Below are 21414 nucleotides of genomic sequence, written 5' to 3'. Positions count from 1 at the left end.
GCGGGGTGGCCCGGAGGCGCCCCGGACGGTCGTTCCTCCGGGGCCGTCCCCGTCCCGGAGGTAGCCTGCGGGGGTGACGACCTTGCTCGGGTACCGCTCGCTCGTCCAGGGGGCCGCGGCGCTGCGCTCCGGCGTGGACGCTCCCCTCGACGCGGTGCGCCGCACCTGCGACCGCATCGACGCCGTGGACCCCCGGATCCGGGCCTTCGTGCCGGAACCACGGCGCCGCGACCGGCTGTCGGCCGCGGCCCGGGAGTTGGCCTCGGCCGGTCCACCGGGCCCCGCCGGGCGCCCCGCCCTGTACGGCGTCCCGGTCGGGATCAAGGACATCGTGCACGTCGACGGGTTGCCCACCCGGGCGGGTTCGGCGCTGCCGGCCGACGAGTTGACCGGCCCGCAGGCGGCCGTCGTGGACCGGCTGCGGCTCGCCGGGGCGCTGATCGCCGGCAAGACGGTGACCGCGGAGTTCGCGGTCACCGCCCCGGGGCCGACCCGCAACCCGCACAACCCGGTGCACACGCCCGGGGGTTCGAGCAGCGGCTCGGCGGCGGCGGTCGCCGCCGGGATGGTCCCGCTGGCCATCGGGACGCAGACCGTGGGCTCGATGATCCGGCCCGCCGCCTACTGCGGAGTGGTCGGATTCAAGCCGACCTACGGGCGGATCCCGCTCGACGGGGTGATCCCGAACGCGCTCAGCTTCGACACCCTCGGGTGCTACACCGCGGAGCTGGCGGGGATCGCGCTGGCGGCGCCGGTGCTCTGCGACGACTGGCGGACCGCGGACGCCGAAGTGCCCTGCGGGCGACCGGTGTTGGGCGTACCGGCCGGGCCCTATCTGGAGCGGGCCGACACCCAGGCACTGCACGCCTTCGCGGCCCAGCGGGAGGTGCTGGCGGCGGCCGGCTACGAGGTCCGCGAGGTGCCCGTGATGGCCGACTTCGCGCAGGTCGTGGCGGACCTCTTCACCATGAACCGCTACGAGGTCGCCCGCGCCCACACCACGTGGTTCGCCCGCCACGCCGACCTCTACCGGGAGCAGACCGCGGCCGCCCTCCAGGAGGGGCAGGTGATCGGGGACGCCGCCTACGGGGCGGCCGCGGAGCGCCGCACCGCCTTCCGCGAACGGCTCGCGGCGGCCGGCGCCGCCGCCGGGATCGACCTGTGGATCGCTCCGGCGGCCACCGGTCCGGCGGCCCCCGACCTCACCACCACGGGCAGCGCGATCATGTGCCTGCCGTGGAGCAACGCCGGGCTGCCCTCGCTGAGCCTGCCCGCCGGCCGGGCCGTCAACGGGCTGCCGCTGGGGCTCCAGTTGGTGGGCCGGTCCGGGGCCGACGAGTCCCTGCTGACCTGGGCCGTCGACGTCGAACGGGTCCTGAACGAGACGTTCGGGGATCCCTCTGCGGCCGGCCGCTAGGCCGTCGCGCGCACCACGGGGGACGAGGGGGAGACGGATGCGAATCGGGGACGCGGCGGCGGCCGCCGGGCTGACGCCGCGGGCGCTGCGCTACTACGAACAGCAGGGTCTGGTGACGGCCCGGCGGATGCCGTCGGGCCACCGGGAGTACGACGCGGAGGACGTCCGCCGGCTGCGGGCCGTCCGCGAACTGCGCGAGGCGGGGCTGACCGTCGGCGACGTGCGGGCCTTCGCGGACCTGCTGCAGTCCCTGCCGCCGGAGGGCGTGCCGGACCTGCTCGTACAGGATCCGGGCTCCGGGCGCTGTGCGGCCGCCGAGGCGGTGGCCCGCCGCCGGCTGGCCGAGCTGGACGGCCACATCGCGCGGTTGTCCCGGGTGCGGTCGCGCCTGGCGGCCCGCCTGGGGGAGCCGGGCGACCCGGGGGCCGGCGGTCCGGGTGCGGGGGGCCGCGCGGTCAGAGGGTGAGCCCGCGGGCCAGGACGTCCATGGACTGCTGGATGAGTTCCTGCGGGCTGGTCTCCTCGTGGTCCCCGGCCCAGCGCAGCATCGCCTCCTGGAGCGCGGCCAGGACGGCCGCGCTGACGACGCGGATGGCCAGGTCGTCCGCCGGGCGACCGGCGCGCTCGGCCAGCGCGGTGCTGACGGTCTCGATGTGCCGGGCGGTGAGTTCCGCGGTGCGGCCCCGCACGGCCGGCACGTCGCGGATCAGCCGGATGCGCTGGACGAGTTCTCCGCGGTCGGTCGCGCTGATGTCGCGCATGATCCCGACCGTGACGTGCCGCAGGGTCTCGACGAACGCTTCGCCGGTCGGGCGGGCGCGGATCCCGGCGGCCAGCAGGGCGTCGTACTCGTCGGTGAGCACGATGTCCTCCTTGGCGGGGAAGTAGCGGACGACCGTGCTGGGGGAGACCTCCGCGGCCGCGGCGATCCGGTCGACGGGGGTCGCGTCGTAGCCCCGCTCCGCGAAGAGCCGGAAGGCGGCCCGGCGGATCGCCTGCCGGGTCTTGAGCTTCTTCCGCTCGCGCAGCCCGGGCTTCGGCTTGCCGGGCGTGGCGGCGGAGACGCGTGCGCAGACCATGCGGCTCATTGTCCCGGTCGTCTCGTGGCCGATGCACGGTGCCCTGACGGCGCTCTGATTGTCAGTGGGGTGTGTCACGCTGTGAAGCGGGCATGATTACTGTCAGTGACGATCGGGTGATCGGACGGGGAGGTTCGCGATGCGACCCGCGATTCATGTGTACGCCGCGCTCGCCGCCGCGCTGTGCGTGGGCGGCTTCCTGGTGGGGGGCGGCCTGTTGGTGACGGCGCTGGTGCTGGCCGGTCTGGCGGTCCTGACGTGGCGCGTGGCCGCCGCCTCGCGGCCGCGGCCGGGGTGGGGCGCGGCGGGTGCCGGCAGATCGGGCGGCAGGCCGGGCGGTAGACCGGGTGGCGGACCCAGCGGGTCGGCCACCCGGCTCCGCCCCGCCTCAGCGGTGCGAATACGCGACGAGCGAGATGCCCACGTAGTGCACGACGAAGGCCGCGAGGGTGAGGGAGTGGAAGACCTCATGGAAGCCGAACCACCGCGGTGACGGGTTGGGGCGCTTGATGCCGTAGATCACGCCGCCCGCGCTGTAGAGCAGCCCGCCGACGATCACGAGGACGAGGACGGCGATGCCGCCGGTGCGCAGGAAGTCGGGGAGGAAGAAGACGGCGGCCCAGCCCATGGCGATGTAGCAGGGGGTGTAGAGCCAGCGCGGCGCGCCGACCCAGAAGACCCGGAAGGCGATGCCCGCCAGTGCGGCGGCCCATACCGCCCAGAGCAGCACCTGGCCGCGGGTGCCCGTCACCAGCAGCAGCGTCAGCGGGGTGTAGGTGCCGGCAATGATCAGGAAGATGTTGGCGTGGTCGAGCCGGCGCAGCACCCCGTCGACCCGGGGGCTCCAATTGCCGCGGTGGTAAAGGGCGCTGACGCCGAACAGCAGGCAGGCGCTGATCGTGTAGATCGCGCAGGCCAGGCGGCCTCGGGGGCTGTCGGCGAGCGCGGTCAGGACGACGCCGGAGAGCAGGACGGCCGGGAACATCCCGGCGTGCAGCCAGCCCCGCAGCTTCGGCTTGAGCGGTCCGGCCGTGGCGGCGACCGCCGTGACCGGGGACCCGGTATCGGTCCTGGACGGCGCGGCAGGGGGGCGGCTCTCGGCGGCGTCAGGCGCGGAAGTCATGGCGCAATGCTACCTACGCAACCGTAAGTTACGGATTCGTCCGGAAGTGGTGACGGTCACCACGGGGCCCCCTGGACAGATCCGATTCAGGGTCGGATGATCAAATGAGTGCGGTCGGCACCGGATGAGCGGTCACGAAGCATCCGGGTCGCGGCCCCCAAGGGGCAGACAAGTAAAAGCAGCGGTTTCCTTGCCTTATGAGCAGGAAGCCGGCCAAAACCCCTCATCTAGGAGCGATCGTGGCGCGCGACAACGCGGCTCCCACCCCGACCCGGCACCAGGCCCTGCTCGATTGGGTCGACGAAATAGCGGCGATCACCCAGCCCGACCGGGTCGTCTGGTGCGACGGCTCGGAAGCGGAGTACGAGCGGCTGTCCGAGGAGCTCGTCGAGAAGGGCACGTTCCGCAAGCTCGACCCGATCAAGCGCCCCAACTCGTACTACGCCGCGTCCGACCCGACGGACGTCGCGCGTGTCGAGGACCGCACCTTCATCTGTTCGGAGAAGGAAGAGGACGCCGGCCCGACCAACCACTGGAAGGCCCCCGCCGAGATGCGGGAGATCTTCGCGGGGGAGAAGGGCATCTTCCGCGGCGCGATGAAGGGCCGGACGATGTACGTCGTCCCGTTCTGCATGGGCCCGCTCGGCTCCCCGCTCTCCGCCATCGGGGTGGAGATCACCGACTCCGCGTACGTCGCCGTGTCGATGCGCACCATGACGCGGATGGGCCAGGCGGTCCTCGACGAGCTCGGCACCGACGGCTTCTTCGTCAAGGCCGTGCACACCCTCGGCGCCCCGCTCGCCGAGGGTGAGCAGGACGTGCCGTGGCCGTGCAACTCCACCAAGTACATCTCGCACTTCCCCGAGGCCCGCGAGATCTGGTCGTACGGCTCGGGCTACGGCGGCAACGCCCTGCTCGGCAAGAAGTGCTACGCGCTGCGGATCGCCTCCGTCATGGCCCGCGACGAGGGCTGGCTGGCCGAGCACATGCTCGTCCTCAAGCTGACCCCGCCGCAGGGCGAGGCCAAGTACGTCGCCGCGGCGTTCCCGAGCGCCTGCGGCAAGACCAACCTGGCCATGCTGGAGCCGACGATCCCCGGCTGGACGGTCGAGACCATCGGCGACGACATCGCCTGGATGCGGTTCGGCGAGGACGGCCAGCTCTACGCGATCAACCCCGAAGCCGGCTTCTTCGGCGTGGCGCCCGGCACCGGCGAGCACACCAACGCCAACGCCATGAAGACCCTCTGGGGCAACTCCGTCTTCACCAACGTCGCCCTCACTGACGACGGCGACGTGTGGTGGGAGGGCATGACCGAGGAGACCCCGGCCCACCTGACGGACTGGAAGGGCAACGACTGGACGCCCGCCTCCGGCGTCCCGGCCGCGCACCCCAACGCGCGGTTCACCGTGCCCGCCGCCCAGTGCCCGACCATCGCGCCCGAGTGGGAGGACCCCAAGGGCGTGCCGATCTCGGCCATCCTGTTCGGTGGTCGCCGGGCCAGCGCGGTGCCGCTGGTGACCGAGTCGCTCAGCTGGCAGCACGGTGTCTTCCTCGGGGCCAACGTGGCGTCCGAGAAGACCGCCGCCGCCGAGGGCAAGGTCGGGGAGCTGCGTCGCGACCCGTTCGCCATGCTGCCGTTCTGCGGCTACAACATGGGCGACTACATGGCGCACTGGCTCAAGGTCGGGGCCGACAAGGACCCGGCGAAGCTGCCGAAGATCTACTACGTCAACTGGTTCCGCAAGGACGACGCGGGCCGTTTCGTGTGGCCGGGCTTCGGCGAGAACAGCCGGGTGCTCAAGTGGATCGTCGAGCGGCTGGCGGGCACGGCCGAGGGCGTCGAGACGCCGATCGGCGTGCTGCCCACCAAGGACGCGCTGGACACCGAGGGCCTGGAACTCTCCGAGAAGGACCTGGAGTTCCTGCTCACCGTCGACAAGGAGGTCTGGCGCGAGGAGGCGGCGCTGGTCCCCGAGCACCTCAACACCTTCGGCGACCACACGCCGAAGGAACTGTGGGACGAGTACCGCGCGCTGGTGCAGCGGCTCGGCTAGTCCCGGCCGGCCGGGCGGCGCACCGCCCGCCCGGCCCGTGTGCACGACCGCCCGGGGCCCGTACGCGCGTACGGGCCCCGGGCGGGTGCGTTGTGGGGCCTTCGACCGGCCGGACGCCGGTCGGCGTCCTCGGGAGTGTGCGGTCAGGTGGTGGCGAGGTCCCGTTCGCCGGCGCGGTGGGCGGAGAGCCGCTCCTCGGCCAGCGCGATGGCCTCGGCGTCGTCCCGCGAGGTGGCGACGGCGAGGGCGTTTCCGGCGAGGGTGTGGGCGCGCTGCCGGAGGGCCGGGATCCGGGTCGGGTCGCCGCCGGTCGGTTCGGCGCGCAGCGGCAGTTGGCCGCTCAGCCGGGCGACCGCGGCGGCGATGCGCTCGGCCGCCGAGGCCAGGGCGGTGCGCGCGGCGCCGCACTCGGTCAGGGCGTGCAGCTCGTCGGTGACGGTGAGCAGCGCGGTCAGCTGCCCGGCGAGCCGGATGTCCAGCTCCTCTTCGCGGGAGCGGTGCGGGATCCCCGGGGCGACGGCCATGGTGTGGACCGACTTGGTGCGGATCGGTTCGTACATGGGACGGCCTCCTGAAAACGTCTAGGAGGCCATCCTAGCTTAGACCCTGTCTAAAGTTGTGTCTCGTATAGAACTTGCTGCGGTTCAGTACTGTCCGTAACCGTCGAGGAAGGCGCCGATGCGGGTGACGGCGTCCGTCAGGTCGTCCTTGTTCGGCAGCGTGACCAGGCGGAAGTGGTCCGGCTCGGGCCAGTTGAAGCCGGTGCCGTGAACGATCATGATCTTCTCGGCGCGCAGCAGGTCCAGCACCATCTGCCGGTCGTCCTTGACCTTGTACACCGCGGGGTCCAGTCGCGGGAAGGCGTAGAGCGCGCCCTTCGGCTTGACGCAGCTGACGCCCGGTATCCGCGTGAGCAGTTCGTAGGCGGTGTCGCGCTGCTCCAGGAGCCGGCCGCCGGGGAGCACCAGGTCGTTGATCGACTGCCGGCCGCCGAGGGCGGTGGCGACCGCGTGCTGCGCCGGCATGTTGGCGCACAGCCGCATGTTCGCCAGGATCGTCAGTCCCTCGATGTACGAGGCGGCGTGCGCCTTCGGGCCGCAGACCGCCAGCCAGCCGCTGCGGTAGCCGGCGACCCGGTACGCCTTGGACAGGCCGTTGAAGGTCAGCGTCAGCAGGTCCGGGGCGAGCGCGGCGAACGGGGTGTGGGTGACGCCGTCGTAGAGGATCTTGTCGTAGATCTCGTCGGCGCAGACGATCAGGTTGTGCCGGCGGGCGATCTCGGCGAGTCCGCGCAGCAGCTCGTCGTCGTAGACCGCGCCGGTGGGGTTGTTGGGGTTGATGACGACGAGGGCCTTGGTGCGGTCGGTGATCTTGCGCTCGATGTCGGCGAGGTCCGGCATCCAGTCGGCCTGCTCGTCGCAGCGGTAGTGGACGGCGGTGCCGCCGGAGAGCGAGACCGACGCCGTCCACAGCGGGTAGTCGGGGGCCGGGACCAGCACCTCGTCGCCGTCGTCCAGCAGCGCCTGCATCGACATCTGGATCAGCTCGGAGACGCCGTTGCCGAGGTAGACGTCGTCGACGGAGAGGTCGATGCCCTTGGTCTGGTAGTGCTGCACCACGGCCCGGCGGGCCGAGAGCAGGCCCTTGGCGTCGCCGTAGCCGTGCGCGGTGCCGACCGAGCGGAGGACGTCCTCCAGGATCTCGGGCGGGCACTCGAATCCGAACGCCGCCGGGTTGCCGGTGTTGAGCTTGAGGATGCGGTGACCCTCTGCCTCCAGCCGCATCGCCTCCTCAAGCACGGGGCCGCGGATTTCATAGCAGACGTTGGCGAGCTTCGTTGACTGGATCACCTGCATGACGGCCACTCTACGGGGGCGTAGGGCAGCGCGCCGGGTGGTTTTCGCCACGTGGTCGGCGGACGGTGGGCGGGCGCTCACCCAGTGTGAGTGGTGGGGCGGGTGCTGATTTCGTGGCGGGAGGTCGGGCCCGGGCGTCCCGACGGGCGCGGCTGGGACCGGCCCGGGGTGCGGCGGACCGCCCGGCCGGCCAGGACGTCGGTGCGGCGGCCGTCCTCGATGACGAACCGGCCGTCGATCAGGACGTGCGGGATGCCGGTGGGCGGGGTGCGGGGGGCGTCGAAGGTGGAGCCGGCGGCGACCGTCTCCGGATCGAAGAGGACCAGGTCGGCGCGGTACCCCTCGCGGACCAGGCCGCGGTCGGGCAGCCGCAGCCGGGCGGCCGGGCGCGACGTCAGGTGCGCCACGCACTCCTCCAGGGACAGGACGCCCAGCTCGCGGGCGTACCGGCCGAGGTACTGCGGGAAGGTGCCGTACGCCCGCGGGTGCGGTTTGGCGCCCTGGAGGATGCCGTCGCTGCCGCCGGTGTGGACCCGGTGCCGCATGATCTGCCGGACGTTGTCCTCGTGCCCGACGTGCTGGAGGATCGTGGGGCCCAGCCGGTCGGCGCGCAGCAGGTGGCGGGCGGCGTCCCAGGGGTCCTCGCCGCGGACGGCGGCGGTGCGGGCGACGGTCGCGCCGACCCAGCCGTCCAGTGCGGGGTCGGTGACGCCGGAGATCTCGATGGTGTCCCAGTCGATGGGGACGCCGTGGCAGCCGTCCGACCCCTCGACCTCCAGGGCGTGCCGGATGGCCGCGGCGGTGGTGTCGTCGGCCAACCGGGCCAGGATCGCGTCCGGGCCGCCCTCGCTGGCCCAGCTGGGCAGCATCGCCACGAGCGTGGTGCAGCCGGGGGTGTACGGATAGGTGTCCAGGGTGAGGTCGGCGCCGGCGTCCAGGGCCTGGTCCAACAGGGCGAGGAGTTCCGGCGCCCGGCCCTCGTTGACGCCGAAGTTCATGGTGGCGTGGGCGAGGTGCAGCGCGCAGCCGGCCTCGCGGGTGAGGGCGATCATCTCCTCGTACGCGGTCAGGGCGCCGGCGCCGTAGGAGCGGTGGTGCGGGCAGTAGTAGCCGTCGTAGTGGGCCACCACCCGGCACAGTGCGGTCAGTTCGGCGTCGGAGGCGTACATGCCCGGGGTGTAGGTCAGGCCGGACGAGAGGCCCACCGCGCCCTGCTCCAGGCCCGCGGCGACGAGCTGCCGCATCCGGTCGAGTTCGGCGTCGGTGGCCGGGCGGTCGTCCCAGCCGACGGCGAGCATCCGGACGGTGCCCTGGGGGACGAGGTAGGCGGCGTTGACCGCGATGCCCTCGCCGTCGAAGCCGTGGTCCAGGCGGTCGAGGTACTCACCGACGGTGCGCCAGGTGAAGGGGAGGGCGTCGTCGTCGGGGCCGCCGCCGTTCCAGCCGGCGATCTGGGCCCGGACCGCGGCGAGCGTGCGGTCGTCGACCGGGGCGTAGGACAGGCCGTCCTGGCCGAGGACTTCGAGGGTGACGCCCTGGGCGGCCTTCGCGGTGTGCTCCGGGTCGCGCAGCAGCGCCAGGTCGCTGTGCGCGTGCATGTCGATGAAGCCGGGGGCGAGGGCGAGGCCGGCGGCGTCCACGGTGCGGGGGGCGGACGGGCGGGGGCCGCCGTCCGCCTCCCGGTGGACGGCGGCGATCCGGCCGTCGGCCAGGGCGACGTCGGCGCGGTAGGAGGGGCCGCCGGACCCGTCGATGACGCGTGCGTCGCGGAACACGGTGTCCATGGGCGGGCTGGCCTCTCTCGGCGGTCTCGGGTCCCCGCCGCCCCGTCCGCCCCGTCCGGGCCGTCCGGGGCGGTGCATCAGGGGTGGGTCAGGGGGCGGTCAGGGGATTGATGGGGGGTGCTCCGGGGCGAGCGGCGCGCCCTCGGTGGGCATCAGAAGAACGTGCGGACGAAATCGACGACCGTCCCGTCCCGCTCGACCAGCGGGATCAACTGCCACTTGTCGAAGGAGGTGCAGGGGTGCGACAGGCCGAGGGCGACCCAGTCGCCGACCTCCAGGTCCCCGGAGTGCTCGGTCCGCACCCAGGCGTGCTGGTCGGACAGGCCGGTGACGGTGAGGCCGGCCGCCGGGCGCAGGGTGCCGTCCCGGCCGGAGCGCACGGCCTGCGGCTGCGGCAGGTGGAGGTCGTACGCGGCGTCCCGCTTGCCGGCGTTGAGGAACGCCTGCTCCGGGGTGGGGCGGGAGACGACCTGCGCCCAGAGGCGGAAGGCCGGCTCCAGCGCGCCCTCTTCCGGGACGCGGTTGAAGGGCGTGAGGTGGCGGTAGTGCCCGTCGTCGTGCGAGACGTACGCGCCCGAGCGCAGCAGCTTCAGGACGGGCGCGGAGAGCGCGGGGAGGTCCGCGAAGACCTCGGCGACCGCGTCGAACCACGCGCTGCCGCCGGCGCTGACCACGATCTCGTCGAGGTCGGCGAAGCGGCCGGCGGCGTCGAGGTCGGCGGCCAGCGTGACCAGCCGGCGCAGCCACGCCGTGACCCGCTCGTGGTCCGCGTCGGGCACCTCGCCCTCGTAGCCGGCCACGCCGACCAGGCGGAGGGTGTCCACGCCGGCGATCGCATCGGCCAGTTCGCGGCACTCGGCCTCGGTGCGGGCGCCGGTGCGGGCCCCGTCGCCGGCGCCCAGTTCGATGACGACGTCCACCGGGCGGGTCGCCTCGGCGGCGCGCAGGGCGGTGTCCATCAGCTCGATGCCGCGCACCGAGTCGACGTAGCAGATGAAGCGGAAGTCGGGGTCGGCGGCGAGTTCGCCGGCCAGCCAGCGCAGTCCGGCGGCGTCGACGACCTCGTTGGCGAGGAAGATCCGCTGGATGCCGAAGTCGCGGTAGACGCGCGCCTGGTGGGGGACGGCCGCGGTGATGCCCCAGGCGCCGTGCGTCAGTTGGCGTGCGAAGAGCTGCGGGGCCATGGAGGTCTTGCCGTGCGGGGCGAAGGCCAGGCCGTGCCGGGCGGCGTAGGTCTCCAGGAGGGCGAGGTTGTGCTCGACCGACTCGGCGGAGAGGGCCAGCACGGGGGTGGTGAAGCCGCCGGTGAAGAGGTTGCGGCGCTCGGCGGCCAGCTCGCCCACGGTGCGTCCGGCGGCGTCCGGGGGCAGCCCCTTGAAGCGGTGATCGACCTTCTCGTCCGCGAGGTTCTTGAGTTCCTGCGCGAGCCGCTCGCCGGCCATGGAGCCTCCTCAAAGAGCGTGTTGCACCCTCTGCAACACCCATTGCGCATATCGCTTACAGCTGTCTAACATCCGAGCCATCGCCCGGTCAATGGTGGGAAAACGCCAGGGCCGACCGGGCGGAACACGCCGCGGGCAGACCGGAAACCCCACGTCACACCGCCCGGAAAGCGGCCCCGCCCGCGGCCGGCGCACCCGCCCGCGGCCCCTTCGAGGGGCCCGCGCGGCAGAGCGGACGGCCAGGGACGGCACAGCGAAGGAGCGCAACCGATCGTGACCAGGTCCTCGAACGTCAGCGACCCGCCCGTCCCGGCGGCCGGCGCGGCCCCGGACGTCGACGTCGTCTGCCTCGGCGAGTCCATGGTCACCTTCCTGCCCACCGTCCCCGGGCCGCTCGCCGACGTCCCGGCCTTCGAGCGCGCCATCGGCGGCGCGGAGTCCAACGTCGCCTGCGCCCTCGCCCGCGCCGGCCACCCGACCCGCTGGATCTCCGCCGTCGGCGCCGACGGCTTCGGCGACCACCTGGTCCGGGAGATCGCCGGCCACGGCGTCGACACCAGCGCGGTCCGCCGCGACCCCACCCGCCCCACCGGCATCTACTTCCGCACCGCCGGCGACCGGGCCACCGCCGCCCACGAGGTCGCCTACTACCGTGCCGGCTCCGCCGCCTCCGCGATGGCCGCGGACACCATGGACCTGGCCGCCCTCCGCTCCGGCCGGGTGCTGCACCTCTCCGGCATCACCGCCGCGCTCTCCGCGGACTGCCTGGGCCTGCTGCGCGCCCTCATGGCCCGCCCGGACGACCGCGCCCGCCCGCTGGTCTCGTTCGACGTCAACCACCGTCCGCACCTGTGGTCCGGCGCGCGCGGCCCGGAGGTCCTCCTGGACCTGGCGCGCGCCGCCGACGTGGTCTTCGTCGGCGCCGACGAGGCGCTGGCCGCCTGGGGCCTGCCCGACCCGAGGGCGGTCCGGGCGGCGCTGCCCCAACCCCAGACCCTGGTCGTCAAGCTCGGCGCGGCCGGCGCGCTGGTCTTCCGCCACGCCCCCGGCACCCCCGGCCGGGACGAGGAGCCCGCCGGCACCCTCGTGCCCGCCCCCACCGTCGACGTGGTCGCCGCGGTCGGCGCCGGCGACGCCTTCGCCGCCGGGTTCCTCTCCGCCGCCCTGCGCGCCCTGCCGCTGCGCACCCGGGTCCGGCACGGCCACCTGTGGGCCGCCGCCGCCCTCACCGTCCCCGGCGACCTCGCCGCACCCCCCTCCCGCGCCGTGGCGGACCGGTTGGCCGGGCTCGACGACGACGGGTGGGGGAAACTGCACCTCGGCCCCGGCTGGACGGACGCCGGCCAGGCCGCGGACCAGGAGGTACGGACGCAGTGAACGAGCGCAGCCAGAGCACCATGGACCGGCGCGCCCCCGGCGGGGCCGGGGCGAAGCGGAGCGGGGCACGAGCATGAGCCAGACCGTCGACCGCGCGCTGAGCATCCTGCCCCTGCTCGCCGAGGGCCCCGCCGACCTGGGACGGGTCGCCGACCGGCTCGGCGTGCACAAGTCCACCGCGCTGCGGCTGCTGCGCACCCTCCACGAGCACGGCCTCGTCTACCGCCAGCCCGACCAGCGCTACCGCCTCGGCGCCCGGCTCTTCGCCCTCGCCCAGGAGGCCGTGGAGAGCCTCGACGTCCGGGACATCGCCCACCCCCACCTCGTCGCGCTCAACGAGCAGTGCGGCCACACCGTCCACCTCGCCGTCTACGAGGAGAACGAGGTCCTCTACATCGACAAGGTCGAGAGCCGCTACCCGGTCCGGATGTACTCCCGGATCGGCAAGCCGGTCGCGATCACCGTCGCCGCGGTCGCCAAGCTGCTCCTGGCCGACCTGCCCGAGGCCGAGCGCCGCACCGTCGCGGAGAAGCTCGACTACCCCCGCTACACGCCCCGTTCGACCACCGACGCCGCGGCCTTCCTGGCCGAGCTGGCCACGGTGCGCGAACAGGGCTGGGCCACCGACCTCGGTGGCCACGAGGAGTCCATCAACTGCGTCGGCGCCCCCATCCGGGGCGCGGACGGCCGGGTGGCGGCGGCCATGTCGGTCTCCGCACCCAACGTCGTCGTCAGCGCGGAAGAACTCCTCGGCCTGCTCCCGCTGGTGCGCCGCACCGCCGACGCCATCAGCCGGGAGTACTCCGGCACCCCGAGCCCCGGCCACAGGCCGGCCCCGTGAAGCACGTCTGAAGGACACACATGAGCGAGAAGACCGCCCTCACCCCGGCCACCCACACCACCCCGCCCGCGAAGTTCTCGCACGGCGTCAAGAAGGGCAACATCCTCCAGGTCGCCGGCCAGGTCGGCTTCCTGCCCGCCGTCGCGGGCCAGCCCCCGACGCCGGCCGGCCCGACGCTGCGCGAGCAGACCCTCCAGACCTTCGCCAACGTCCAGGCGATCCTCGAAGAGGGCGGCGCCACCTGGGACGACGTGATGATGATGCGCGTCTACCTCACCGACGTGGACCACTTCGCCGAGATGAACGAGATCTACAACGCCTACTTCGAGGAGCAGGACCTGACGGCCCCGCCGGCCGCCCGGACCACCGTCTACGTGGGCCTGCCCAAGGGCCTGCTCATCGAGATCGACGCGCTCGCCGTCCTGAGCTGAGGCACCAACCCCCTTGCTCCGCCCGCCGTTAGCGCACCGCCGCGCGCACCGCCCGCCGCACGGCACGGCACCCCGTAACGCCGGGGTGCCGTGCCGCGGTCCCCCCTGCCTGGACACACCCGGCCTGACAACGGAGTCACCCATGGTCCTTGCTGCCGCGACCCCCGCCCCGCCCGCACCACCGCACACCGGTGGACTGCTCGCCCTGATACCGGGCACGCCCGGCCTGTTGACCGTCGCCGCCCTCGGCATCGCCCTGCTGCTCTTCCTGATCATGAAGGTCAGGCTGCAACCCTTCGTCGCCCTGCTCGGCGTCTCCGTCGCGGTCGGCCTGGCCGCCGGCCTCTCCGTCACCGAACTCTTCGGCACGGTCCAGAAGTCCGACGCCGTCTCCATGATCGAGACCGGTATGGGCGGCATCCTCGGCCACGTCGCCATCATCATCGGCCTGGGCACCATGCTCGGCGCGATCCTCGAAGTGTCGGGTGGCGCCGAGGTGTTGAGCGCCCGGCTGCTGGCCCTCTTCGGCGAGCGGCGCGCCCCGCTGGCGATGGGCCTGACCGGCCTGATCTTCGGCATCCCGGTCTTCTTCGACGTCGGCATCTTCGTCCTGGCGCCGCTGGTCTACGCGGCCGCCAGGAAGAGCGGCAAGTCGGTCGTGCTCTACGCCATGCCGCTGCTGGCCGGACTGTCCATGACGCACGCCTTCCTGCCGCCGCACCCCGGACCGGTGGCCGCGGCCGCCCTGTTCAAGGTCGACCTGGGCTGGGTCATCCTGATGGGCGTGGTGTGCGGGGTGCCCGCGGTGCTCGCGGCCTGGGGATACGCCGCCTGGATCGGCAAGCGGCTGTTCGTGCCCGTCCCGCAGGACATGGCCGAGGCCGCCGAGGAGGCGCGGGCCGCGGTCGCCGCCGAGCAGGCGGCTTCGGGAGGCACCCCGCGGGAGCGGCCGGTCGCGCTGGCCACCGTGCTCGCCATCATCGGCACCCCGCTGGTGCTGATCCTGCTGGCGACCTTCTCCTCCATCGCGCTGGCCCCGTCCACCGGCCGCTCGGTGATCGAGTTCTTCGGCCACCCCTTCGTCGCCCTGACGCTCGCCCTGCTGCTGGCGTACTACCTGCTGGGCGTGCGGCGCGGCTGGTCCCGCAAGTCCCTGGAGACGGTCTCCACCGCGTCCCTCAAGCCGGTCGGCAACATCCTGCTGGTCGTCGGCGCCGGCGGGATCTTCGGCGCGGTGCTCAAGGGCAGCGGGGTGGCCGCCGCGCTGTCGGACACCTTCCACCACGTCGGCCTGCCGGTGATCGTGCTGGCCTACCTGCTCTCGCTGGTGCTGCGGGTGGCCCAGGGCTCGGCGACGGTGGCGATCGTGACCACCGCCGGCATCGTGCTGCCGCTGGTCGAGGCGCAGGGGCTCTCCCAGGCGCACCTGGCCCTGGTCATCATGGCGATCTCGGCCGGCTCGATCTTCGCCTCGCATGTGAACGACGGCGGGTTCTGGATGGTCAGCAAGTACTTCGGGATCTCCGAGCGGGACACGCTGAAGTCCTGGACGGTGCTGGAATCGGTGCTCTCGCTCGCCGGGTTCGCGGTGGCGGCCGTGGTGAGCCTGCTCGTCTAGGGAGCCATCGGGGAGGGACGGGCGGTGTCCCGGAGTGCGACGCGGCGCTCCGGGGCACCGCCCTTCCGTGCCCGCCGGGGTGGTCGAGGGGGTGCCGTGGGTAGGGAATCCCGGCGTCCGTTCGTGGGTGCGGCGCGGGGCGGGTCACCGATTTCCGGAAAATCCTTGCCGCGCGGTCCCCGTCAGCGAACAATGCGCATGACAAATCCGGAGCGGTGCACGGAAACTGACGCCGCGGAACTCCGGACACACAGCTGAGAGGACCCCCCACATGTATCGACCTCTCGTCGGCACCCTGGCCACCGCCGTCATGGGAGCCGCCGCCCTGGTGACCGCCGCCAGCCCGGCGGGCGCCGCCCCGGCCGGCGCCCCCGCGCACCACACCCCGAAGCCCCCGCACACCAAGGCCGTCGACTTCGCCGGCACGGTGGCGCTGGACGACTGCTCCGGATCGATCGTCAAGATGCCCACCTCCCAGCCGAACGACCCGGCGCTGGTGATGACCAACGGGCACTGCCTGGAGAGCGGCATGCCCGACCCGGGCCAGGTGATAGTCGACCAGCCCTCCAGCCGCAGCTTCACCGTCCTGGACAAGTCCGCCGGCGACCTCGGCACGCTCCAGGCCACCAAGATCGTCTACGCGACGATGACCGACACCGATGTAACGCTGTATCAGACCGGTTCGACCTACGCGCAGATCGAGCAGAAGTACGGCATCAAGCCGCTGGAGCTGTCCACCGACCACCCCGCCAAGGGTGCCGGGATCACCGTCGTCTCCGGCTACTGGAAGAAGACCTACACCTGTAGCGTCGACGGCTTCGTGCCCACCCTCAAGGAGGGCGGCTGGTCCTGGAAGGACTCGGTCCGCTACACCCCGGAGTGCAAGACGATCGGCGGGACCTCCGGCTCGCCGGTGGTCGACAACGCCACCGGCAAGGTCACCGCCATCAACAACACGGGCAACGAGAACGGTGAGCGCTGCACCGAGAACAACCCGTGCGAGGTCGACGAGAACGGCAACGTCACCGTCCGCAAGGGCATCAACTACGCCGAGGAGACCTACTTCATCCCCAAGTGCTTCGGCGCCGGCAACGCGCTGGACCTGAACGCCTCGGGCTGCACCCTGCCCAAGCCGTCGGGCGTCCGGCACTGACCCGAACGACGCGCGACCGGGCCCCGCGCACCTCGTGCGCGGGGCCCGGCCCTTTTCGGGGGGTGGCGTCTGACGGGAGGGCGCCGGCTACGGCAGCCCGTGGACGTGGCCGCCCACCTGGCTCGCGAAGGCACCGCCGTTCGCGGCGTCCCAGTTCGTCGACCAGGTCATCGCGCCCCGCAGCCCCGGATACGTCTTGGCGGGCTTGAACGAGCCGCAGTCGGTGCCCGTGGTCAGGCAGTCCAGCGCCGCGTTGACCACGGACGGGGCGACGTACCCGCCGCCCGCCGCGCTCGGGGAGGCCGGCAGGCCCAGGCCGACCTGGGACGGGTCCAGGCCGCCCTCCAACTGGGTGCAGGCGAGCGAGGTGAGGAAGTCCACCGTGCCCTGGGAGTAGACCTTGCCGTCGCAGCCGTTCATCGCACCGCTGTTGTAGAACTGCGTGTTGACGACGGTGAGGAAGTCCTTGATGCCCAGTGCGGTCTTGAAGTACTCGTTCTGCGGCGACAGCATGTCGATGGTCTGCGGGGCCATCGTCACCACGACGCCGGGGTGCTTGGCGTGCACGGCCTTCAACGCCTGCGTCATGTAGGTGGAGTTGAGGCCGTTCTCCAGGTCGATGTCGACGCCGTCGAAGCCGTACTCGTCCATCAGGCCGTTGATCGAATCGGCGAAGTTCTGTGCGGACGTGCCGTCGTTGACCGCCACCGCGCCCTTCTCGCCGCCGACCGAGAGCACCACCGACTTGCCGGCCGCCTGCTTGGCCTTGACGTCGGCCTTGAAGTCGGCCGCCGAGCCGTAGCCGACCGCCGGATCGAGGGTGAAGGTGACGGCGCCCGGCTGCCCGGTCGCGTCGGCGAAGGCCACCGCGATGATGTCGTAGGCGTCGTCGACGTCCTTCAACTTCTGCACTTTGGCACCGTTGTTGAAGTTCTGCCAGTACCCCGTCAGGGCGTGCTGGGGGACGGCCGCGGTGCGGGCCGGCGGGCCGACCGCCCCGGCGGCGGCGGCCGGGCCGGCCGCGACCAGGCCGGCCGAGGTCAACACGGCGGCGGCCACCCCGGCCAGCAGCCGTCCGCGGGCGTACCGCGACCGCGCCGCGCGGGTCGTGCGTGTCCTGACCGTCGTCCTCGTCGTGCCTGTTCCTCCACGTGCGCGAACCACGACTGCCTCCGTGTGGGGGGTGGTTGGGGGAGTGGTGCCGTGCGCGCTCAGGGGCCCCTGGGCTTGTCGTACAAGGTGGTCCAGACCAATAAACGGTGTCAAGGGTCCGGTCGGAAGCCGGTGTTCCGATGGTCGCCGCTTGAGGGGTATGCGGGGTTTCCCTGTGGACCAACGGGCAAGACGAGTAGCCCAGAACGTGTTCTCCGGGACGTATCTCTGTGGATAAAGTGCAGAGCGTATGGCGCCGATGGCGCAGAGCTGTGCCGATCCGCGGTCCCGGGAGCCCCGGAGGCCGGAAGGAGTGGGGGAGCGACGTGCCGACCGCGATTGCCGTCACCAGCCCGGACCTCGCGCTGCCCGCGACGGATCGCCAGACCCCCGCCGCGGTCGTGCTGCGCGCCCCGCACCTGGCGCCGCTGGACGAGGCGTTGGCGGAGACCAGCGCGGTCCTCGAACACCACGGCCACCTCATCGTGCTGTACTCCACCGCCTGCCCGTCGGAGCACGTCCGGCGCCTGCACACCCTGCGCTCCGTCCTGGAGAGCGACCGGATGGCGATCCTGCCCAGCGCCCTGCCGCCGCTCGGCGTCGCCGTACTCGCCCGCCAGCTGCGGCAGTTGTCGACGTGCGGCTTCAGCCCCGGCGTGCTGGCCTGCGCCGCCCGGCTGCTCGCGCACTACGTCCACGCCGGGGCCCTGCTGGGCAGCGTCAGCGGCTTGGACCGGGTCGAGGTGGACCTGCGCTCCCACCTGAAGTCCTGGCTGCCCGGCGTGCACTTCGCGGTCCTCGCCACCCCGCAGCCCCAACTGCTCCACCTCGACCGGCACAGCACCCAGGCCGGCCTGCGCCCGCCCGGCTTCGCCACCCGACTCGCGGTCGCCCGCGGCCAGCTCAGTGCCGACTGGGTGACCTCCGCACTGGCCCCGGCCTGGCAGGTGCAGGGCGTCTACGAGGCGCGGCTGCCCGGCGAGTCCGCCCGTTGGTGGGGCACCCAGAAACTGATCGAGTTCGCCGCCGCCATCCCCGATCCGGCGCTGCTGAGCCGCCTGGTGGCCTCCGTCCGGCGCGAGGAATGCGGCTGGTGCGGCCAGGAAGTCATCGGCGACCGCTGCGCGTTCTGCGCGGCGCCGCTGGCCCGGGACCGGGCGGGCGGCGGCTCCGCGGGACGGGAACCCGCCGCCATAGCCGGGGCGCCGGCCGCGGTCGCCGCGCCCGCGCTGGAGCCGCCCCCCGCCGCGTCCGACCCGGCCGGCTCGCCGCTGCGGCAGCGCGGGCTGTCACCCGTGGCGCCCGCCGGCGTCCCCGGGGTGCTGGGCATCAACGGCGTGCCGCTGCCGGGACCGCCGGACGCCCGCCGCGGCACCGATGCCCCGCACGCCGCTCATGCCCCGCACGTCGCCGACGTCCCGCCCGCCGCGAACTCCCCGTACCTGGCCAACTCCCCGCACTGGGCCAACTCCCCGCGCGCCACGGGTACCCCGCACGGCGCCGGGGGCCCGCCGGAGACGGACGTCCCCGGAAGCACGGGCGTCCCCCGCGCCACGGGGAGCACGCCCGTCCCGGGCACCCCGCCCGCCACCGGCGCGCCCCACGGCGCCGGGGTTCCCGGTGGCGCGGGCGGCCCGGGCCTGACCGGTGTCCGCGGCGGCGCCCCCGGCGTCCGCGGCCAACTCGACGTCCGCGGACCGGACGTGATGGGCGCGGGCCAGCGGCCGCTCGGCCCCCCGAGCGCCGGGCCACGCGGCCTGCCCGGCCACCCGGACTACTCCGGCCACCCCGACCTCCGCACCCTCCCCGGCGGCGCGCGGACGGTGGCCCACGTGCGCTGAACCCGTACCGCGTCCCGCCGCCGTCCACCGCCCGCCCTGACCGCCCCGTCCCGATCGAGGTCCCGCGCCCATGAACTCACGCCAGCGCCGCGGAGTGATCCTGCTGCTCCTGTCCGTCCTCTGTGCGGTCGGCGCCTTCATCGGCGTGCTGTCGGTGATCCACAACGTGGAGTCCAAGGTCGGACCGGAACGCACCGCCTACCGGCTCAAAACGGATGTCGCGGCCTACAGAACGCTGGATCCGGGGCAGTTCGAAGAGGTGAGGATCCCGCAGCGGTGGCTGCCGCCCACCGCCGTCACCGACCTGGACAAGGTCAGCGGCAAGATCGCGGTGACCCCGCTCAGGAAGGGCTCGCTGCTCCAGGACGACATGATCGTCGACCGGCCGGCGCTCCAGCCGGGACAGCAGGAGATCGCCATCATGATCGACGCCGCCACCGGCGTGGCCGGCAAGATCAACCCCGGTTCGCGGGTCAACATCTTCGCCACCTTCGACGGCCGCCGTCCCGAGGACAAGCCGGTCTCCAAGGTCATCGTCGCCGGCGCCCAGGTCATCGACGTCGGCAAGCTGTCCCCCCTGGAGGCCAAGGACCCCGGCAGCGCCGGCGCCACCAGCCGCCAGCCCGGCCAGGCCGTCCCGATCACCTTCGCGCTCGACACCCAGGACGCCCAACGGGTCGCCTACGCCGAGTCGTTCGCCTCCCACGTACGGCTCGCCCTGCTCGCCCCCGGCACCCAGGCCACCATCCCGCCCGGCGAGCGCACGTACACCCTCGACGGCGACAAGTGACCAGGAGGCCCAGGTGACCATCCGCATCCTCCCGGCAGTCGGCGACCCGGACGCCGCCCGGGCCCTGGCCGCCCTGCTCGGCCAGATGCCGGACGCCGAACCGGCGCCCGCCGTCCCCGACGGGACCGCGCTGCTCAACGCGCTGGCCGGGGCCGCCGGACAGACCGGCCCGGCGTCGTCGGCCCCCACCGGCGGCGCCGCCGGCCCGGTGGCCGTCCAGGCGCTCCCCGAGGTCGTCCTGGTCCACGAGGGCATCGGCCCCGGCCCGGCCCTGGAGCTGATCCGCGAGGTGGCGCTCCGGTTCCCCGCCGTCGGCGTCGTCCTGATCACCGCCGACGCCGGCCCCGCCCTGTTCTCCGCCGCGATGGACGCCGGCGCCCGGGGCATCGTCGCCCTCCCGCTGGGCTACGACGAACTGGTCGCCCGGGTGCAGGCCGCGGCCCAGTGGGCGGCCGGGGTCCGCGTCCACCTCGGGGGCAACCCTGACGCGCTGCCCGCACCGACCGGCACCCTGGTCACCGTCACCGGCGCCAAGGGCGGCGTCGGCACCACCGTGACCGCCGTCCACCTGGCGCTCGCCGCCCGGGCCGCCGGCCGCCGGGTCGCGCTGGTCGACCTCGACCTGCAGTCCGGCGACCTCGGCTCCTACCTGGACGTGCAGTTCCGCCGCTCGGTGGTGGACCTCGCCGGCATCCAGGACATCTCCGCCCGGGTCCTGAAGGAGGCGGTGCACGCCCACCACACCGGACTCGGGCTGCTGCTCGCCCCCGAGGAGGGCGAACGCGGCGAGGAGGTCGACGACCGCGCCGCCCGCCAGATCGTCACCGCCCTGCGCGGCCGCTACGACGTGGTGATCGCGGACTGCGGCTCCCAGATGCAGTCCGCCAACGCCGCCGCCGTCGAACTCGCCGACACCGCCCTGCTGGTGATCACCCCCGACGTGGTCTGCGTGCGCGCCGCCAAGCGGCAGGTGCGCCTGTGGGACCGGCTACGGATCCGCAAGGCGGAGGACACCACCACCGTCGTCAACCGCCTCACCCGCCACACCGAGATCCAGCCGCCGCTGGTCGCCAAGGCCACCGGCACCCACGTCGCCCGGACCCCGGTACCGGCCGCCTTCAAGGAGCTCCAGCCCTGCGTCGACGCGGGCCGGCTACAGGACCTCGACGCCCGCTCCACGGTCCGCGCGGCCCTGTGGGAACTCGCCGCCGAACTCGGCCTGACCGGCGCCGCGGCCGCCCCGCCGGGCCGCGGCGGCCACCGCAACCGCCCCATGCTGACCGGGCGCAAGCGCAAGGCCCTCCCGCTCGGCACGGCGGCCCCGGCCGGACCGGGCCCGGGGCCGGTGCCGGGCTCCGGGCCCGGCGGCCCGTTCGGCGCCCGGCGCGGCAACCCGGCCGGCCCCGGCGGCGCCGGCCCGTTCGACCAGGCCGGCCCCTACGAGGAGGGCTGA

General features: G+C 73.4%; 18 protein-coding genes. 11 read left to right on the top strand and 7 right to left on the bottom strand.

All coding sequences use genetic code 11. The annotated features are described in order from the left end of the window. The first annotated feature begins 73 nt into the window (after positions 1-73). Complete coding sequence (locus ACJ6WD_RS04155; protein ID WP_407615151.1) at positions 74-1417, top strand: amidase; 1344 nt, start codon at positions 74-76, stop codon at positions 1415-1417. A 37-nt stretch (positions 1418-1454) separates the two neighbouring features. Further along, entirely contained in the window at positions 1455-1883 is a 429-nt protein-coding gene (locus tag ACJ6WD_RS04150) for a MerR family transcriptional regulator (RefSeq protein ID WP_233656980.1), read from the top strand. Here ACJ6WD_RS04150 and ACJ6WD_RS04145 read toward each other — a convergent pair. Together ACJ6WD_RS04145 and trhA are read right to left on the bottom strand one after the other, a co-directional pair. Beyond that, the gene (locus tag ACJ6WD_RS04145) at positions 1873-2496 is read right to left on the bottom strand and encodes a TetR/AcrR family transcriptional regulator (protein ID WP_407615150.1); all 624 of its coding nucleotides are present in this window, start codon (positions 2494-2496) and stop codon (positions 1873-1875) included. The two genes, ACJ6WD_RS04150 and ACJ6WD_RS04145, sit on opposite strands and share 11 nt — an antisense overlap. Before the next feature lie 388 nt (positions 2497-2884). Beyond that, on the bottom strand, positions 2885-3619 hold the full coding sequence (trhA, locus tag ACJ6WD_RS04140; RefSeq protein ID WP_016570431.1) for a PAQR family membrane homeostasis protein TrhA: 735 nt from the start codon (positions 3617-3619) through the stop codon (positions 2885-2887). Positions 3620-3858: 239 nt separating this feature from the next. Between trhA and ACJ6WD_RS04135 the strand changes: the two genes are divergently transcribed. After that, a complete protein-coding gene (locus ACJ6WD_RS04135; RefSeq protein ID WP_233656979.1) occupies positions 3859-5676 on the top strand; it encodes a phosphoenolpyruvate carboxykinase (GTP) in 1818 nt (605 codons plus the stop codon). A 143-nt stretch (positions 5677-5819) separates the two neighbouring features. Here ACJ6WD_RS04135 and ACJ6WD_RS04130 read toward each other — a convergent pair whose 3' ends face one another. The 4 genes from ACJ6WD_RS04130 to ACJ6WD_RS04115 all read right to left on the bottom strand — a co-directional run bounded on the left by ACJ6WD_RS04130 (position 5820) and on the right by ACJ6WD_RS04115 (position 10758). Further along, positions 5820-6236 (bottom strand): hypothetical protein, encoded by a 417-nt coding sequence (locus ACJ6WD_RS04130; protein WP_016570429.1) that lies wholly within the window; start codon positions 6234-6236, stop codon positions 5820-5822. A gap of 84 nt (positions 6237-6320) precedes the next feature. Further along, the gene (locus tag ACJ6WD_RS04125; RefSeq protein WP_016570428.1) at positions 6321-7532 is read right to left on the bottom strand and encodes a pyridoxal phosphate-dependent aminotransferase; all 1212 of its coding nucleotides are present in this window, start codon (positions 7530-7532) and stop codon (positions 6321-6323) included. Between the two features lie 77 nt (positions 7533-7609). Further along, positions 7610-9316, bottom strand: a complete 1707-nt coding sequence (locus ACJ6WD_RS04120) for an amidohydrolase family protein (protein ID WP_407615149.1) — start codon at positions 9314-9316, stop codon at positions 7610-7612. A gap of 152 nt (positions 9317-9468) precedes the next feature. Continuing rightward, complete coding sequence (locus ACJ6WD_RS04115) at positions 9469-10758, bottom strand: amino acid deaminase (RefSeq protein WP_407615148.1); 1290 nt, start codon at positions 10756-10758, stop codon at positions 9469-9471. Positions 10759-11031: 273 nt separating this feature from the next. Here ACJ6WD_RS04115 and ACJ6WD_RS04110 point away from each other — a divergent pair, with 273 nt between their 5' ends. From ACJ6WD_RS04110 to ACJ6WD_RS04090, 5 genes are all read left to right on the top strand, one after another. Beyond that, positions 11032-12135, top strand: a complete 1104-nt coding sequence (locus tag ACJ6WD_RS04110; RefSeq protein WP_331248658.1) for a sugar kinase — start codon at positions 11032-11034, stop codon at positions 12133-12135. 73 nt (positions 12136-12208) lie between these two features. Further along, positions 12209-12976, top strand: a complete 768-nt coding sequence (locus tag ACJ6WD_RS04105; protein WP_376443510.1) for an IclR family transcriptional regulator — start codon at positions 12209-12211, stop codon at positions 12974-12976. A 20-nt stretch (positions 12977-12996) separates the two neighbouring features. Further along, positions 12997-13407 (top strand): RidA family protein, encoded by a 411-nt coding sequence (locus tag ACJ6WD_RS04100; RefSeq protein WP_016578960.1) that lies wholly within the window; start codon positions 12997-12999, stop codon positions 13405-13407. A 142-nt stretch (positions 13408-13549) separates the two neighbouring features. Beyond that, complete coding sequence (locus ACJ6WD_RS04095) at positions 13550-15025, top strand: gluconate:H+ symporter (protein ID WP_331248657.1); 1476 nt, start codon at positions 13550-13552, stop codon at positions 15023-15025. A gap of 271 nt (positions 15026-15296) precedes the next feature. Beyond that, a complete protein-coding gene (locus ACJ6WD_RS04090) occupies positions 15297-16178 on the top strand; it encodes a serine protease (protein ID WP_407615147.1) in 882 nt (293 codons plus the stop codon). An 87-nt stretch (positions 16179-16265) separates the two neighbouring features. Here ACJ6WD_RS04090 and ACJ6WD_RS04085 read toward each other — a convergent pair whose 3' ends face one another. Beyond that, entirely contained in the window at positions 16266-17249 is a 984-nt protein-coding gene (locus ACJ6WD_RS04085; protein ID WP_331248666.1) for a chitinase, read from the bottom strand. A 407-nt stretch (positions 17250-17656) separates the two neighbouring features. Between ACJ6WD_RS04085 and ACJ6WD_RS04080 the strand changes: the two genes are divergently transcribed. The 3 genes from ACJ6WD_RS04080 to ACJ6WD_RS04070 all read left to right on the top strand — a co-directional run bounded on the left by ACJ6WD_RS04080 (position 17657) and on the right by ACJ6WD_RS04070 (position 21414). Then, positions 17657-19171: a hypothetical protein gene (locus tag ACJ6WD_RS04080; protein ID WP_407615146.1), complete on the top strand. Its 1515-nt coding sequence runs from the start codon at positions 17657-17659 to the stop codon at positions 19169-19171. 70 nt (positions 19172-19241) lie between these two features. Continuing rightward, positions 19242-19961 carry a Flp pilus assembly protein CpaB gene (gene cpaB / locus ACJ6WD_RS04075; protein ID WP_016573412.1) on the top strand — a complete coding sequence of 240 codons (720 nt, stop codon included), beginning with the start codon at positions 19242-19244 and terminating at the stop codon, positions 19959-19961. A 13-nt stretch (positions 19962-19974) separates the two neighbouring features. After that, positions 19975-21414: a CpaE family protein gene (locus tag ACJ6WD_RS04070; RefSeq protein WP_407615145.1), complete on the top strand. Its 1440-nt coding sequence runs from the start codon at positions 19975-19977 to the stop codon at positions 21412-21414.

The sequence above is a fragment of the Streptomyces sp. VTCC 41912 genome, assembly GCF_045799175.1.
In the GTDB taxonomy this organism is placed as follows: domain Bacteria; phylum Actinomycetota; class Actinomycetes; order Streptomycetales; family Streptomycetaceae; genus Streptomyces; species Streptomyces albulus_C.
The sequence above is the reverse complement of the archived record's forward strand: the minus strand, read 5'-3'. Positions and strand labels throughout refer to the sequence as shown.